We start from the raw sequence: 15,006 nt of genomic DNA on the forward strand, positions 1-15,006 counted from the left end.
TGTATGAGTTTTTTACAAATACGTAACGTTTCTCACTGCTTTTTCGCAAAAGAGAATGCCAAACTGATTCTCGAAGATATGAGTTTACAAGTGGAAGAAGGCGAATTTATTTCTATACTCGGTCCAAGTGGTTGCGGCAAAACGACACTCCTCTCCATTATTGCCGGGTTACTTGATCCTATTGAGGGCATCGTCTTTTTAGATGGTGAGCCTATTACAACGAAAACTGCATCTATGGGGTATATGTTGCAGCAAGATTACTTGTTTCCTTGGAAAACAATTGAAGAAAATATTATGCTTGGACTTCACACCCGAAAAATTTACAATGAACAGACGAAAGAACATACTTTACAACTTTTAAAGCAAGTCGGTCTACATGATGTAGAAGAGCAATACCCTCATGAACTGTCCGGCGGTATGCGTCAACGTGCCGCTCTCGTTCGAACGTTAGCGACCGATCCGAAAATTTTATTGCTAGATGAACCTTTTTCAGCTCTCGATTATCAAACGAAGTTGAAACTAGAAGATCTCGTCTTCACATTATTACGTAACTATAAAAAAACATCACTACTTGTAACACACGATATTGAAGAAGCCATTGCGATGAGTGATCGTATTTATTTACTACAAGCGAACCCTGGAAAAATCGCAAAAACATTTATCGTCCCAGAAAGCATCCGTTCCTTATCACCGTTAGAATCACGCCACCACCATGACTTCCCAAACCTCTTCCAAGAAATATGGAAGGAGCTGGAACGCCTTGGATAATATAAAGCAACTACATGAACAGTTTCGGAAGAAAGAACGTAGGCGCGCATGGTTAGCACGCTCACTGCAGCTTTTACTACTCATTCTTTTCTTTGCACTATGGGAAATAGCTAGCAAAAAAGAGTGGATTGATCCTTTACTCTTTAGCTCCCCTTCAAGCATTTGGGATCTCTTCCTTAGTAAATGGATTGACGGTTCGCTTTGGGTTCACATATGGACGACATTACTTGAAACAGGAGTAGGCTTCATTCTTGGAACAGTGCTCGGCGCTATTATCGCTACTTTTCTTTGGTGGATGCCACTTCTCGCTCGCGTGCTCGACCCCTATCTCGTCGTCCTAAACGCCATGCCAAAAGTGGCACTTGGACCTATTATCATTGTAATCTTCGGTCCAAATATTTCTTCGTCGATTGCAATGGGAGTAATCATTTCCATCATCATTACCATTCTCGTTATTTACAGCGCATTTCAAGAAGTCGATTCTAACTATATAAAAGTGATGGACACATTTGGCGCCAATAAGTGGCAATGTTATAAGCAAGTCGTTCTCCCTGCATCCTTCCCAGCAATTATTTCCACGTTAAAAGTGAACGTTGGTTTATCATGGGTCGGTGTTATATTCGGTGAACTTCTCGTCTCTAAACAAGGTCTTGGCTACTTAATTAGCTACGGATTCCAAGTATTTAATTTCACGCTCGTCTTACTGAGCGTACTACTCACCTGCGTCCTCGCAACACTTATGTATGTGTTTGTTGAGGCATTTGAAAAACTTTTAATTGGAAAACGAAAAAGAAGCTGACTTAGGGCGATAAACTATAGTCAGCTTCTTTCTTTACCTTTTATCACACATCTTTGTTTCATTTGTAACGTTTCCATCTGCAACCGTAACTGTATGGAAACAATCTTTCACACGTACTGTAACGACATTTTCTTTTCGATCTATTACATGATAATCATCATACTTTTTATTTAATGCACTACGAATTTGCTCTCCTTCAAAAATCGGAAAACCGTGAGACATTACCCAAATGAGACCAGCAACCGCAAGAATCGTTTTCATACGTTTCATTACCTCCTTGAGAGTAAACTTATAGTCCCTACAATATGCGCATTATAATTGTGTCTAATTTGTGACATTTTTATACTAATTCTCTTTTAAAGCTTCAGTTCCTTCTTCTTTTTAAAAAAAGACAGAATTTTCAATTTTATCAACAAAAAAACGCAAAGAACTAAAATTCTTTACGTTTTATTGGCTAAAATATATACCTCTCATTATTGTCCGCTTTGTTGTTCGATCGTTTTTGAGATATCATCTAATCCCGACAACACTTCCGCTCTCATTTTTACAAGCTCAGGGAACTGATAGAAGAACGCAATTTTTTTATACTTTAACTCCGATCCCCCTTTCACCTTTTTTGAATCTTGCAAAATAAATGCTGTAAACGTATCTGCAATATCTTCCGCTACATTTGTCGTTCCATACTGTGATACAAAATCCTCATGCTTTTCTTTAAAAAATTCAATTTGAGTTTCTTCACTTTCTTCCACTTTCTTTTCTGTCCACTCCTGCTCAATGTCCTTCCAGAAAGAGTTATAAAATTGATTAATATAAGATTTTCCCTTCGCACATCCCTCTTGTAAGAAAAGAGTTTCACAGTTATTTCGGTACGTTGAAATATCTTTATCTTCTTCAAAATCCTTTACATACTTTTCATCTACTGGTATTTGCTTATGCCCGAGCGTCAACACGTGAGCCGTCTCATGAATTAATGTTTTCATCACTTCATCGATATTTACTGCAGAATCAAGCGTATCTAAGCTTAGGATCCAATCTTTCGGATTCTCCATACTAGGCATAACGTGGGCAACAACACCGTCATAACCGTCCGTTATTAAATCAAATTCTGTTATATTCCCTCGATATTTAGCTGGAATGAGCGTACGGTACATATCCCATAAGTCTTCATGATAACCTCTATCTTGACGCTGTTGTAGCACCTCTTCTTTCGCTTCTTTATCTTCAGCGAATACTTTATTTAAACGTTTCCGTTCTATTTTTTCAAAATAAGGATCTACAATTTCATCACCATCAATATAATAAGAGGCTAAAAAGAAATAATTTTCGTCATCCTCTTTTTTCTGCTCTGCCTCTTTCATATCCTCATTTTCATGCTCTTCTATATCATAATCTTCTACTGCTTCAAGCTCAGATAATCCATCTATTTTTTCATATACTTTTTGAAGTTTATTATCTCCTATTTCCACGCATTCTTCTTCTGTTTTACAAACTTCTTTTTCCTTCATACTCTTCATAGAACTATCGCATCCTGCTAGTAAACCAATTGCGACGATAAACCCTACTAACTTGCCATACAGTCTCTTCATATAAACCTCCGTCGTTCCATTCTACAAAAATATCATAATCATTTTTTAACGAATATGCGATAATTAATTATAAAAATTGTAAGGAGGTTCCCCATGATTCGAGCAGTCTTCTTCGACTTAGATGGAACACTTTTAGATCGGTGCCAATCTCTAGAACAATTTATTTATGATCAATATAATCGCTTTGCCTCTCACTTAATGAGCATAGAAAAATTAGAGTATTGTTCTCGGTTTCTTGAACTCGATAATAATGGATATACGTGGAAAGATAAAGTATATGCTACTCTCCTTTCTGAATACAATATTACCACTTTAACGCCAGAGCAACTGCTGCACGACTACATTACAAATTTTCAACATCATTGTATCCCTTTCCAAAACATGCATGAATTACTTCAACGTTTAACACAACAAAATATTAAAATTGGTATTATTACAAATGGCTTTACTGACTTTCAAATGAGCAATCTCCGCGCACTAAACATACATACGTATACAAATACAATTCTCGTTTCCGAAGCGGAGGGAATAAAAAAACCACATCCTGAAATTTTCGAACGAGCTTTGCAACAGCTAGACGTTAAGGCCGCAGAGTGTCTTTACGTTGGAGATCATCCAGAAAACGATGTGCTTGGTTCTGAACGAGTAGGAATTCTTGGTGTTTGGAAGAGAGATTCGTTTTGGGGTGACTTTGAACATTCACGCACGGTGAACGATTTGTTGGAGGTGCTTTCGTTTTTAGAGGTAGAGATGAAAACAAAATAATAGTTAATAAATTATATCAGCGATTTTTGCAATATATTGACTTACCGACAAAAAGTGACAACAAAAAGAGGAGGTCGCTACTCTAGCGACTCCTCTTCCTTTATGATTCATATACTGTAAACTGCGGTTTACTCGGATGATCCTTAACTAGCGCATCATCTGGAAACTTTGAAACTTTTTGATATAAGGCAATGTCACCGATACAACTCGCTGTTAGTAAAATTCCTAAAAATGAGAGTGGCTCCAGATTCATAACTAATCCCAATACAATTGGCAAAATTCCAGTCGGTAAAAACGGTAACATTAACACTTTCTTCATTTGCTTTACTGTAATTTCTTTTTTAGAATGAGCGTATGCTACACCTAATTTCCAATTGACGCCCCATGTTAGTTCACTCCACGGAACACCTCCGATATAACGAAATCCAATTAAATGTATTGCCTCATGAATACAAACGAAAACAATCATTCCAATAATCAAAAGAAACATAACGGGCAAGGTAAATTCAAATTGAACCCCGCCTGAAAGAAATATATGCAAATAACCAATTCCAAACGCCAAAGCGAATATTATAAGAAATGTATAGATATTTAATTTAACCATCGAAACAGTAACAGTCGTTTCTTTTCTTTTATCCATCTTTCCCCTCCTAAAATGTAAATATATCTTTACAAAAATTGTATAATATATCCAAAACAATGTAAAGATATATTTACATTCATTCTTACAAAAAAAAAGAAACCAGCCACTTTACTTCGTAAAACAGCCGATTTCTTCTATATGTTTCATCGTACGCGCCAATACATCGTCGCGCATTATAAAGCTAAATTTTCTATCAGTTTTAATATTATCAGGAATGTCTGTTAATAAAACAGACCCTTTCGTTTCTTCGTAATGCGTATGCTGCTCTACCGCACTAATTGTTGCAAAATAAATGTTTTTAATGATTATTTTGTCTTTTCCAGATACTTTATATTGTCCTAAGTAAGTTAAATCAGAAACTATGCCGCCAGTTTCTTCATGAACCTCTCGAACTGCCGCTTCTTCCGGTGTTTCCCCTAATTCTACTTTACCACCTGGAAATTCAAGACCGCGACGTAAATGATGCGTTAATAACCATTGATCCCCGTACCGGCATACAACCCAAACATGCTTTGGCTCAGGAGAAAATGGATAACGTTCAAACGATAATTGTACAGTATTGTGGTAATAATCTTTAAATTTGTACATGCCATTACTCCCCTATTGATGGTTACAAGTTTTTCCTACCACAAATTGTAGCATATTCTCGCTTTTCTGCATAATATTATCCAATTACAATCCATTGATTATTCCCATTTGCGCGACTAATTCTTTCGTCTCATGATTTCCTAAATCGTAAATCATTTTATATGCTTTTTGTAGCTGTTCATCATATCGGTCATTATTTGAATCGTGATGATACTCAACAAAAGGAACGTGAGAACGTACAAATGAACCTAAATCCTCTACATATGCTTGATCAAAGTACTCTCTTAACTCCGTAATTTCCTCATCACTTGCGGAAATCTCAAAATTATACGTATCCGCCGTCTTCACTTGTGAAATTTGACCGTTTCCTATTGATATATAATATGTTTTTTTCGTCTCCATGTAACACCCTTCTTTCATCCTTTTAATTTCTATTGTTTTCATCAATTACAAAATTATGTAAAATAAAGAAAAGGAGGGATTCTATGTTCAAAATATTAATTATCGGTATTATAATCGTCCTAGTCATACTAGTACTCTCCGTCATGACGATTAATAAAGGCTATGCATATAAACATTCCGTTGATAAACCAGAAGATAACCCTTATACAAAAAACAGCAAGAAGAATTCATAATACGCTTCATATACTACTTATTTTAGCCCACATCATATCCAGCATTCGTTTACTGGCAGGTCAACATAACTTTCTACTACTTTCACAATTTCTATTAGGAGTTTTACTACTTCTTATTACCATTGAGCAAATAAGGAAAAAGGATTCAGGAACTAGATTTATTTGTATTGTTGCAGGTGCTTTCATTTAGATTGTTATCATCATTACCTACATAAACTAGAAGGAGGGCTTTTATGTTAAAAGGCGTTCGAATTACTTTTGCACTTATCACTTTATCTATAGCAACCTATAGTTTTATTAGCGGTAACAGAGACATTATGCCTTACATGTTCATTTTCTTAGGGGCTATGGCTTTCACTATAGGTTTAGAGGAAATAAAAAAACAGAAACAATCTAGCAGCATGCTTGCTTTCATGGCCGGAGCTGGTGCTTTATTACTTGGCTTCTCAGAAATATTTCGGTAAGTCGTTTATTTAAAAAAGGGGGAAATAATATGCTAAAAACCTTTCGCATATTATCCGCTCTTATCGTCATCGTTCTCGCTCTATCCGTAATATTTACAAACGCACTTGTTACAATGCCTTATATGCTCATCGCCTTATCTGTTATGACCTTCATCATGAGCGCAGAAGAAAAACAGAAACAAAAGAAAGTACATAGTACACTCTCCTTCTTTTCTGGCGTATTCACTTTAATCGTTGCTATTGTTATTATTTTCTCTCGGTAACTTCTCTTTCTACTAAGGAGGGCTAAAATGCATATTAGACAAATACAACTCATCATCGTTTTTATTACTTTAATCTTATGCTTATACAGCACCTTTACAATGAACTTTCAAATCTTTTCACCTATCATTTTGTTCCTCTTTAGTTTATATGGCATTTTAGTAGGAATTGAGACGATTCAAAAACAAATTGGAACTATTAGCATCGGCTTAAGTCTTTTTACGATTGTTTTTGTTATTCCATTTATAATGTTCTTTTAAAGGAGGATTACATGTTAAAAAACATTCGAATTATAATCGCCACTATCGCTCTTTCTCTTGCACTATTTAGCCTATTTGCAAACTTCACTATTCTTTTACCTTACGTGTTTATTCTTTAAGTATTATGTTTATCCTGTTTGGAATTGATGAAATGAAGAAACAAGAAAAAGCTAAGGCATTTGTTTATTTTCTCGGTTCTGCCTTTGTTTTATATGTTGGGGTGTCTAGTATACTTTCATAAAAAAGAGGTCGTCCAACACATATGTTAGACGACCTCGTCTTTTTATTTGATTCATAATATTGTCAGTTTTTGTCGGCAAGTCGATATCCAGTGTCGAAACGTCGATATATTAAAAAAATCGTTGATATAATTCAAGTTGCGTTCGATATATTCGAAAAATCGTCGATATAATTTTATTTATTATCGTGCTACAAAAAAAAACTGCCCTTTCACAGGCAGTTTTCCCTTCTTATCCCGATTGGTTCAACTAATAATCAATGGTTGATAGGGCCACTCCCCCATCAACCATTGATTAAAGTTTCACTTTATCCAAATACTTTCTCAAGTTCATCTTTATCTTGGCTTAACCAGAAGTTCATTAAGCGTTGTGCTCCTTCTAAATCGTGAAGCTTCGCTTGGCCACATTGTGTTTCATTTGCAGCTGGAATTTCTGTAATTTGAACCGCATCTTTTAATGTTAGTTCTAATAAATCAATAATTTCTCTAACCGTTGGTGTTCCGCTTACTACAAGATAATATCCTGTTTGGCAGCCCATTGGTGAAATATCGATAATATCAAAATGCGGATAACGATCAATATATTTACGTAAATTAAATGCTAATAAATGTTCTAACGTATGAATAACATCTGGTTTCATTGCTTGTTTATTCGGTTGGCAAAAACGAATATCGAATTTATTTACAATACCGTCACTACCTACGTTGTGAACTCCACAATGTCTTACATAAGGCGCCTTTACAATCGTATGATCTAATTCAAAGCTTTCTACTGATGGCATACAACATCTCTCCCGCTTTTAATTTAATTCCGTTATATCCAATATGATATAACGGAAATCAACATTAGTAAAGTATTATGTACAGTCGTGCTATAATACTTTAAGACTATGCTGAAAAGGAGACCATTATGAAACAGATTTTTATTGGGATTATACGCTTTTATCAAAAGTTCATTTCTCCGATGACACCACCAACGTGCCGCTTTTACCCAACTTGTTCTCATTACGGATTAGAAGCATTTCAAAAACATGGTGCTCTGAAAGGATTTTGGCTTACATGCAAGCGTATATTAAAATGTCACCCTTTCCACCCGGGAGGATTTGATCCTGTCCCAGATAAAAAAGATGACAAAGTAAATTCTTAATTGTCGTAACCATTCACAACTAAATCTAATTTTCCTGTGTCAGGATCTATAACAAGACCGTGAACAGGTACTTCTTCAGGAAGTAATGGATGGTTGCGAAGTATTGATACGCTATGTTCTACACTTTCTTCTACACTAGAGAATCCTTGTAGGAATCTTTCTAAATCGATTCCAGAATAACGAAGTGTATCTAATTTCTCTTCTGTTATACCGCGCTCTTTCATCTTCTCAATTGTACTGCTTGCTTGAATTTTTGCCATACCACAATCGTGGTGACCAACTACACAAACTTCATCAGCACCAAGTTCATATACAGCAACTAAAATACTACGCATAATACTTCCAAACGGATGTGAAATAACAGCGCCTGCTACTTTAATAATTTTCACATCACCGTTACGCATATTCATCGCTTTCGGTAATAATTCAACAAGACGAGTATCCATACAAGAGATAATTACCATCTTTTTGTTTGGAAATTTACCTGTTTCGTACTCTTCGTATTTTTTTTCTTCAACGAATTTTTCATTGTATTGTAAAATCTCTTCTAATGACTTCATAGTAAAGAACCCTCTTTTCTCTCATTTACATTACTTATATAGTGTACCAAAATTTAAAAAACTCAAAAAGGATATTGCTTTATAGTAAGAAAAAGATATTTTCAGATAACCGACATAATTCTTTCAAAATATACACACACCTTTGTAACAAGTCCCCTCTATTTAAAACGTATTTTCACTATAAACTGATTGTAGATAATGTAAAAAAGGAGTGAATATTCATTATGTCCGACGTTCTGTTACTGAGTCGTTTTCAATTTGCAATTACTATTTTTTATCACTTTTTATTTGTACCTTTGACAATCGGACTTGTTATTTTAGTGGCATGTATGGAAACTCAATACGCCCGCACATTGAATCCAACATACCGCAAAATGGCAAATTTCTGGGGTAAATTATTTACAATTAACTTCGTAATGGGGATTATAACCGGGATTACGATGGAGTTCCAATTTGGAACAAACTGGTCTGAGTACTCCAAATATATGGGAGATATTTTTGGATCACCTCTCGCAATCGAAGCACTCGTTGCCTTCTTCTTAGAATCTACTTTCATGGGAATATGGTTATTCGGTAAAGACAAAATTTCACCAAAGTTCCGTGCCTTCTGTATGTGGATGGTTGCACTTGGAACAAATATTTCCGCCCTTTGGATTATTACAGCAAACGGTTTTATGCAAAACCCTGTTGGCTACGTCGTACGTAACGGCCGCGCTGAACTAAATGATTTCTGGGCACTTGTGACAAATCCATATGCTTGGAACATGTTCTTCCATACTGTAATTGGTTGTTATATCGTTGGTGCTTTCTTCGTTATGGCAATTAGTGCTTATCATTTATTACGTAAAAATGAAGTGGAGTTCTTCAAAAAATCATTTAAGTTTGGCTTAATGTTAGGTTTATTCGCTGCAACTGTTACACCGTTTATGGGGCATCAGTCTGGTGTATCAGCAGCTAAGTATCAACCAGCAAAAGGTGCTGCGATGGAAGCTGTTTGGGAAACTGGAAAAGGACAAGGCTTTTCGATTGTTCAAATTCCTGATGTAAAGAACGAAAAGAACTTTGAATTCCTTACTATTCCGAAACTAGGAAGTTTCTTCTATACAAACTCATTTGATGGCGAAATTGTTGGTTTAAAAGATATCCCGAAAGATGAACGTCCAAATGTTAACCTCGTGTACTATAGCTTCCGCTTAATGGTTGCACTTGGTATGTTCTTTATGGCATTAACTTGGTACGGTTTCTACTTAAATCGAAAAGGAAAACTAGAAAACTCAAAACGTTATTTAAAAATTACAATATGGTCTGTCTTACTACCATATATCGCAATTAACGCTGGTTGGATTGTTGCCGAAGTAGGTCGTCAACCATGGACAGTTTATAAACTAATGCGTACAGCAGAATCTGTATCACCTATATCTGTTCCACAAATTTGGTTCTCATTAATTAGTTTAATCTTGTTCTACACATTACTTTTAATTGCAGATGTATACTTAATGCTAAAGTTCGCGAAAAAAGGACCAGCAGCATTAGAAGAACCTGCTACTGAGGGAGGTGCAGCTCATGTCTCATGATATGCTTGCAATCATCTGGTTTGGTTTATGGGGCGTGATTTGGACAGTTTACTTCATTCTTGATGGGTATGCACTTGGTAACGGAATGATTTTTCCTTTCGTTGCGAAAGACCGACAAGAACGAAATCAATTACAAGAAGCAATCGGCCCATTCTGGGGTGGTAATGAAGTATGGTTAATTACAGCTGGTGGCGCAACATTTGCTGCTTTCCCAGTCACATATGCAAATATGTTTAGTTATTTATATACACCACTATTTTTAGTATTACTCGCACTGTTTGCTCGTGCTGCTGGACTTGAATTTATGCATAAAGACGATTCACCAATTTGGCAAAAAACTTGTAAATGGGCATTTACAATTGGTAGTTTCCTAATCGCCTTCTTATTCGGTGTTACATTCGCTAACCTTTATTACGGACTACAAATCGGAAAAAATGGCTATGAAGGAAATTTACTCAGCTTACTAAATCATTATGGTATTTTAGGTGGCCTGTTCTTCACTGCTATATTCGTCGTATCTGGCGCCCTTTGGGTTATGATTAAAACGACTGGTGAAGTATCTGATCGCGCTTATAAAATCGCAAGACCATTTTCAATGGCAGCTGCTATCATTTTAGCTATTTTCTATGTAGCAACTGCAAATCGTACAAATTTATTCCAAAACTTCACAGAATATCCTGTACTATTCATTCTGCCAGTACTTGCAATGTTAATGAGTGTCCTCGCACTTATTATGGTGTACAAACATAAAATAGGTCTCGCATTCACATTCGTTTGCTTAACAATCGCAATGTTTATGACAACTGGATTTGCAGGTATGTTCCCAAGAATGTTACCATCTCGTATTAACGATGCTTATAGTACAACGCTATATAACGCAGCTGGTAGTCAATTAAACTTAAAAATTATGTTCTTCGTTGCAATGGTTATGGTACCAATTGTTATTGGATATCAACTTTGGAGCTACAGTATCTTTAAAAATAAAATTCATAAAGACTCTGCTAAAGGGTATCACTAAAATAAAAAAGACACTTCGTTGAAGTGTCTTTTTTACGTATGATTTTCGATAAGATGTTATATTTCCAATCTAACAACTATAATACAGAAGAATCATTAACAGCTCACAGCTAGATTGTAGCACAGGGCAAGTTCATCATTTTATGCAATTTTACATATTTATCTATAAAGTAAACTGTATTCCTTGATCGTTCACATCGCTATCCCTTACATCTGCTGTACTAATACCACTAAATGTTTGTACTTTTTTTCCTGTATTCGATGATCCTGATCCATTATAAGCTTTCGTTTTTTCAATCGGCTGCACGTTATATTTATCTCCTAAATTAATCGTTCCGTTACAGTTTTCAATAATAACACCTTCCACAACTGACGGCATTTTGTCACCTACTTTCATTTCCTTACTTTTAGTTTATGAGAATTGCCTAAAAAAATAGCATGTTTCCATAAGAAAAAGCACTCAGGTTGAGTGCTTTTTTATTTACCGCTCTTCTCTCTCTCACAAGCAATTCCATCGCCATCACGATCTAAATGCTTACCATAGTACGGACTATCTCTTGTAATATCATAAAATCCAGCATCGTTTGCTTCTTTACAATTAGCAAAGCGCTTTGGCTCTTGATTTGCTCCTGGTCTTTCCTCATATGGTAATGTCGCATTATATAAGAACTGTACATATTGCTCACGAGTCACATCATCACCAAACCCAGAAATTCCATTTCCGTACCCACTAACAATATTTTTACTTGTTAAATCTAAAATTGCTTTATAAGACCAATGCCCTGTTGGAACATCTTTGAAAATAATACTTGCTTGTGCCGTTCCAATAGATGTAAAGGGAGTTGTTACGACAATCGCGCCTGTTAAAAATATTTTCTTTAAATTCATTCTAAGATCCCCTTTTACTTCCCTTAATAACCATTTAACACAATAATAAGTTATTAGAATACAATTTGTCATATCGTGTCGAACACAAAAAAGAATCCTGCTGGATTCTTTTTTGCTAAGCATGAATGGCAATTTTGGAGACAGTTGACTTCTTCAAAAATTTATTAGGGGTAATATTTTGAAAAAGAAAGCCTTTCATATGTAGGTTATCACCACTGGAATATATAGTAAATTGATAATGTTTATACGGAAGATTGCTAATGTTTAGTATAGATACTTTCCACTATATTAACAGTGAAAAGTATCTACATGAAACAACAAAAAGGTGCCTTCAAAGAGGGCACCTTTCATAAACAGACGCTATAAAACAGAATTATTTATTGTTATACGATTGTTAGATACAAAAAGTAGAGGGAAATGTTTGTAAGAAATTCTGCTTTATATAGTCTGCCTACCACTTATATTTTAATCCTCTTCACTTGAAAATAAATATAATATGCATAATTACATATCAAAAAGAAAAGACACTCCATAGAGTGCCCTTTCAACCATTTTACTTCTAATAAATCACCTTACATACATTTTAACATATGTATCCATACATTTTATTGAGAAAATTCGGAATCATTTTTCCTTTCATTTTCAATTATAAAATCATGTAATATAGAAGGTATGTCAAATTATTATACAAATTGAGGTGTACTATATTTATGTATTTTGGAATCATTCCTCTTATATTGTTTATTATTTTTCTTATCTCATATTTAAAAGATCCACGAAAAATAATAAATGGCTTTTTATTTAATGCCTTTTTCTGTTCATTTCTATTATTTTGCGCTATAGCCTCATATGAGTCTGGTAGTAACTCTTTACATTTTATCGTTATTATTCCCATGTTAGCGCTAATTGTAATGATACCTTTTGCTATAGTCGCTTTAATGTTTGGACTATTTCTTAATGCAAAAATTTTAATGCAACGTGAAGGAAGACGCTTCACAAACTCTTTAACTTTACTTGCTGCTTTAGGGATTTTATTCTTTATTATGCTCGCTATCATAAATCCCGCAAATTTATTCTCAGAGCATTTTCAATTTATTTTCACTGCGATTTCGCTTATAACTATTTATTTCTTTGTACATTTGTCTAACTTCTTAAGCGCATATTTTTTATATCAATTCAACAGACCAAGGCGTAATCAAGATTTCATCATCGTTCTTGGTAGTGGCTTAATTAATGATAAAGTACCGCCTTTACTGGCAAGTCGCATTAATAAAGCAATCGACTTTTATTGGAAACAAGCCGCTGTAAATACACCACCAACAATCATTTTCTCTGGCGGACAAGGTCCGGATGAAGGCCTTCCTGAAGCAGAAGCAATGCAAAAATATGCTGTTGAAAAAGGAATTCCGATTGAACATACAGTGCAGGAAAATCGCTCTGTCAACACATATCAAAATATGTCGTTCTCTAAAGAAATTATGGATTCTTTAAAACCTAAAAGTAAGTATAAAAGTATTTTTACAACGAATAATTTCCACCTTTTCCGCGCTGGTATATATGCAAGACAAGCTGGACTTAATAGCCAAGGAATTGGATCAAAAACAGCATTTTATTACTGGCCTAACGCAATGATTCGCGAATATGTCGCAATTGTCGTTATGGGACGTAAGCGCCATATGAAAGTGTGCGGGACTATTTTAGGTTTCGCTTTATTCCTAACAGTAATTAGTTTTATTGTTTCTTAACATTCTCCCATCCTTTCATAAGGATGGGATTTCTTATACTTATTTCAAAAATATTTTAAAGATAATATGGTGATAATATTCCCTGCATACATCCATTAAAGGAGAATTTTTTCAAATAAAATGTTAAAATTAAATTTAGGTGTGAATTACGTAACAAATAAGAAACTAGTTTGAAACGAGGAAATTACATGGAGAAAATTATCAAAAACAAGCCCAATAAGCTAAAAATTGCTTCAAAAGCTTTGATGATTATTATTGGGGCATTTATCACAGCGTACGGATTAGAAGCAGTATTAATTCCAAATAACGTATCAGACGGTGGCGTGACTGGTTTAAGTATCGTTAGTTCAAGATTATTTGGATTGCCATTAGGTGCTCTAATCGCAGTTATTAACATTCCTTTCGTTTGGTTAGGATATAAGCAAATCGGTAAAAGCTTTGCTATTTATTCCATTATCGGGATTGCTTCATTAGCAATAGGTACCGTTGTCATGCACGGAATACCAGCTATTATTGAAGGCGATACACTACTCGTTACAGTTGTTGGTGGTATTATTATCGGTTTCGGTATGGGACTAGCATTACGTAACGGCGGCGCATTAGATGGAATCGATATGCTAGCTGTATTACTTTCTCGTAAGTTACCTTTTGGAACAAGTGACCTTATTTTATTCTTAAACATGTTCGTATTTATTTTTGTATCAACAGTATTCGGTCTTCAAGGAGCTATCCTTTCGGCAATTGCTTACTTTATCGCTTCGAAAGTGATTCATATCGTTGAAGTTGGTTTAAGTGGTTCGAAAACATTTAAAATCATCACGAAAGAACCTGAATTAATGGTAGAAACAATTCGCGATCGTTTAGGCCGAAGCGCAACGTATAACGAAGTATACGGTGGTTATTCAAGAGAGAAATTCAAAGAAATTTCTTGTGTAATTAACCGTTTAGAAGAAAGTAAAATGAAAGACTTGATTAATGAAATCGATCCAAATGCCTTTATTACAGTTTATGACGTAGCAGAAGTAAAAGGCGGTAACTTTAAGAAACGTGATATTCATTAATCATTAT

Annotated in this window: 22 protein-coding genes and 1 pseudogene; 14 read left to right on the plus strand and 9 right to left on the minus strand. The window is 35.0% G+C overall.

Translation table 11 applies throughout. The features are described 5' to 3' along the window. Window positions 1-3: 3 nt before the first annotated feature. The gene (locus JDS82_RS08950; RefSeq protein WP_199713103.1) at window positions 4-768 is read left to right on the plus strand and encodes an ABC transporter ATP-binding protein; all 765 of its coding nucleotides are present in this window, start codon (window positions 4-6) and stop codon (window positions 766-768) included. Further along, window positions 761-1,567 (plus strand): ABC transporter permease, encoded by an 807-nt coding sequence (locus tag JDS82_RS08955; protein WP_000368787.1) that lies wholly within the window; start codon window positions 761-763, stop codon window positions 1,565-1,567. Before JDS82_RS08950 ends, JDS82_RS08955 begins: the two co-directional genes overlap by 8 nt. 33 nt (window positions 1,568-1,600) lie before the next feature. On the opposite strand, the gene JDS82_RS08960 is transcribed toward JDS82_RS08955, so the two are convergent. Continuing rightward, window positions 1,601-1,828 carry a hypothetical protein gene (locus JDS82_RS08960; protein WP_000849118.1) on the minus strand — a complete coding sequence of 76 codons (228 nt, stop codon included), beginning with the start codon at window positions 1,826-1,828 and terminating at the stop codon, window positions 1,601-1,603. A gap of 212 nt (window positions 1,829-2,040) precedes the next feature. Then, window positions 2,041-3,153 carry a recombinase family protein gene (locus JDS82_RS08965; RefSeq protein WP_199713104.1) on the minus strand — a complete coding sequence of 371 codons (1,113 nt, stop codon included), beginning with the start codon at window positions 3,151-3,153 and terminating at the stop codon, window positions 2,041-2,043. A gap of 93 nt (window positions 3,154-3,246) precedes the next feature. Here JDS82_RS08965 and JDS82_RS08970 point away from each other — a divergent pair, with 93 nt between their 5' ends. Beyond that, the gene (locus JDS82_RS08970; RefSeq protein ID WP_199713105.1) at window positions 3,247-3,918 is read left to right on the plus strand and encodes an HAD family hydrolase; all 672 of its coding nucleotides are present in this window, start codon (window positions 3,247-3,249) and stop codon (window positions 3,916-3,918) included. Between the two features lie 100 nt (window positions 3,919-4,018). Here the strand turns inward: JDS82_RS08970 and JDS82_RS08975 are convergent, their stop codons facing one another. The 3 genes from JDS82_RS08975 to JDS82_RS08985 all read right to left on the minus strand — a co-directional run bounded on the left by JDS82_RS08975 (window position 4,019) and on the right by JDS82_RS08985 (window position 5,551). Further along, the gene (locus JDS82_RS08975; RefSeq protein WP_199713106.1) at window positions 4,019-4,558 is read right to left on the minus strand and encodes a DUF3267 domain-containing protein; all 540 of its coding nucleotides are present in this window, start codon (window positions 4,556-4,558) and stop codon (window positions 4,019-4,021) included. A gap of 111 nt (window positions 4,559-4,669) precedes the next feature. Beyond that, window positions 4,670-5,149, minus strand: a complete 480-nt coding sequence (mutTA, locus tag JDS82_RS08980; RefSeq protein WP_000276389.1) for an antimutator 8-oxo-(dGTP/GTP)ase — start codon at window positions 5,147-5,149, stop codon at window positions 4,670-4,672. An 84-nt stretch (window positions 5,150-5,233) separates the two neighbouring features. Further along, window positions 5,234-5,551, minus strand: coding sequence for a hypothetical protein (locus JDS82_RS08985; protein ID WP_000448410.1), 318 nt, complete (start codon window positions 5,549-5,551; stop codon window positions 5,234-5,236). A gap of 83 nt (window positions 5,552-5,634) precedes the next feature. Between JDS82_RS08985 and ytzI the strand changes: the two genes are divergently transcribed. The 6 genes and pseudogenes from ytzI to JDS82_RS09015 all read left to right on the plus strand — a co-directional run bounded on the left by ytzI (window position 5,635) and on the right by JDS82_RS09015 (window position 7,010). Further along, window positions 5,635-5,784, plus strand: a complete 150-nt coding sequence (gene ytzI / locus JDS82_RS08990) for a YtzI protein (protein WP_000472802.1) — start codon at window positions 5,635-5,637, stop codon at window positions 5,782-5,784. Further along, entirely contained in the window at window positions 5,777-5,974 is a 198-nt protein-coding gene (locus JDS82_RS08995; protein ID WP_050552255.1) for a DUF3953 domain-containing protein, read from the plus strand. The genes ytzI and JDS82_RS08995 overlap by 8 nt, the downstream gene beginning before the upstream one ends. A 43-nt stretch (window positions 5,975-6,017) precedes the next feature. Continuing rightward, complete coding sequence (locus JDS82_RS09000; RefSeq protein ID WP_000912049.1) at window positions 6,018-6,248, plus strand: YczI family protein; 231 nt, start codon at window positions 6,018-6,020, stop codon at window positions 6,246-6,248. A 29-nt stretch (window positions 6,249-6,277) separates the two neighbouring features. Continuing rightward, entirely contained in the window at window positions 6,278-6,511 is a 234-nt protein-coding gene (locus JDS82_RS09005) for a DUF3953 domain-containing protein (protein WP_000920678.1), read from the plus strand. A gap of 27 nt (window positions 6,512-6,538) precedes the next feature. Then, a complete protein-coding gene (locus JDS82_RS09010) occupies window positions 6,539-6,769 on the plus strand; it encodes a hypothetical protein (RefSeq protein ID WP_199713107.1) in 231 nt (76 codons plus the stop codon). 11 nt (window positions 6,770-6,780) lie between these two features. Next, window positions 6,781-7,010: pseudogene (locus JDS82_RS09015) on the plus strand (YczI family protein). 305 nt (window positions 7,011-7,315) lie between these two features. On the opposite strand, the gene luxS reads toward JDS82_RS09015, so the two are convergent. Beyond that, window positions 7,316-7,789, minus strand: a complete 474-nt coding sequence (luxS, locus tag JDS82_RS09020) for an S-ribosylhomocysteine lyase LuxS (RefSeq protein WP_001141371.1) — start codon at window positions 7,787-7,789, stop codon at window positions 7,316-7,318. Between the two features lie 128 nt (window positions 7,790-7,917). On the opposite strand from luxS, the gene yidD reads away from it, so the two are divergent. Further along, window positions 7,918-8,154, plus strand: a complete 237-nt coding sequence (gene yidD, locus JDS82_RS09025; RefSeq protein ID WP_000809334.1) for a membrane protein insertion efficiency factor YidD — start codon at window positions 7,918-7,920, stop codon at window positions 8,152-8,154. On the opposite strand, the gene JDS82_RS09030 is transcribed toward yidD, so the two are convergent. Beyond that, complete coding sequence (locus JDS82_RS09030; protein ID WP_000838167.1) at window positions 8,151-8,714, minus strand: beta-class carbonic anhydrase; 564 nt, start codon at window positions 8,712-8,714, stop codon at window positions 8,151-8,153. The genes yidD and JDS82_RS09030 overlap by 4 nt on opposite strands. Window positions 8,715-8,938: 224 nt before the next feature. Between JDS82_RS09030 and cydA the strand changes: the two genes are divergently transcribed. After that, window positions 8,939-10,288, plus strand: coding sequence for a cytochrome ubiquinol oxidase subunit I (gene cydA, locus JDS82_RS09035; protein ID WP_046956116.1), 1,350 nt, complete (start codon window positions 8,939-8,941; stop codon window positions 10,286-10,288). Further along, on the plus strand, window positions 10,278-11,306 hold the full coding sequence (gene cydB / locus JDS82_RS09040; protein WP_000017650.1) for a cytochrome d ubiquinol oxidase subunit II: 1,029 nt from the start codon (window positions 10,278-10,280) through the stop codon (window positions 11,304-11,306). Before cydA ends, cydB begins: the two co-directional genes overlap by 11 nt. A gap of 162 nt (window positions 11,307-11,468) precedes the next feature. Here the strand turns inward: cydB and JDS82_RS09045 are convergent, their stop codons facing one another. After that, a complete protein-coding gene (locus tag JDS82_RS09045; RefSeq protein WP_033658693.1) occupies window positions 11,469-11,702 on the minus strand; it encodes a spore germination protein in 234 nt (77 codons plus the stop codon). Window positions 11,703-11,782: 80 nt separating this feature from the next. Beyond that, on the minus strand, window positions 11,783-12,193 hold the full coding sequence (locus tag JDS82_RS09050) for an excalibur calcium-binding domain-containing protein (RefSeq protein WP_001049555.1): 411 nt from the start codon (window positions 12,191-12,193) through the stop codon (window positions 11,783-11,785). 710 nt (window positions 12,194-12,903) lie between these two features. Here JDS82_RS09050 and JDS82_RS09055 point away from each other — a divergent pair. Continuing rightward, complete coding sequence (locus JDS82_RS09055; protein ID WP_199713108.1) at window positions 12,904-13,938, plus strand: YdcF family protein; 1,035 nt, start codon at window positions 12,904-12,906, stop codon at window positions 13,936-13,938. 188 nt (window positions 13,939-14,126) lie between these two features. Then, window positions 14,127-14,999: a YitT family protein gene (locus tag JDS82_RS09060; RefSeq protein ID WP_199713109.1), complete on the plus strand. Its 873-nt coding sequence runs from the start codon at window positions 14,127-14,129 to the stop codon at window positions 14,997-14,999. Window positions 15,000-15,006 lie beyond the last annotated feature (7 nt).

The organism is Bacillus cereus group sp. N14 (assembly GCF_016483555.1).
GTDB classification, from domain to species: Bacteria; Bacillota; Bacilli; order Bacillales; family Bacillaceae_G; genus Bacillus_A; species Bacillus_A wiedmannii.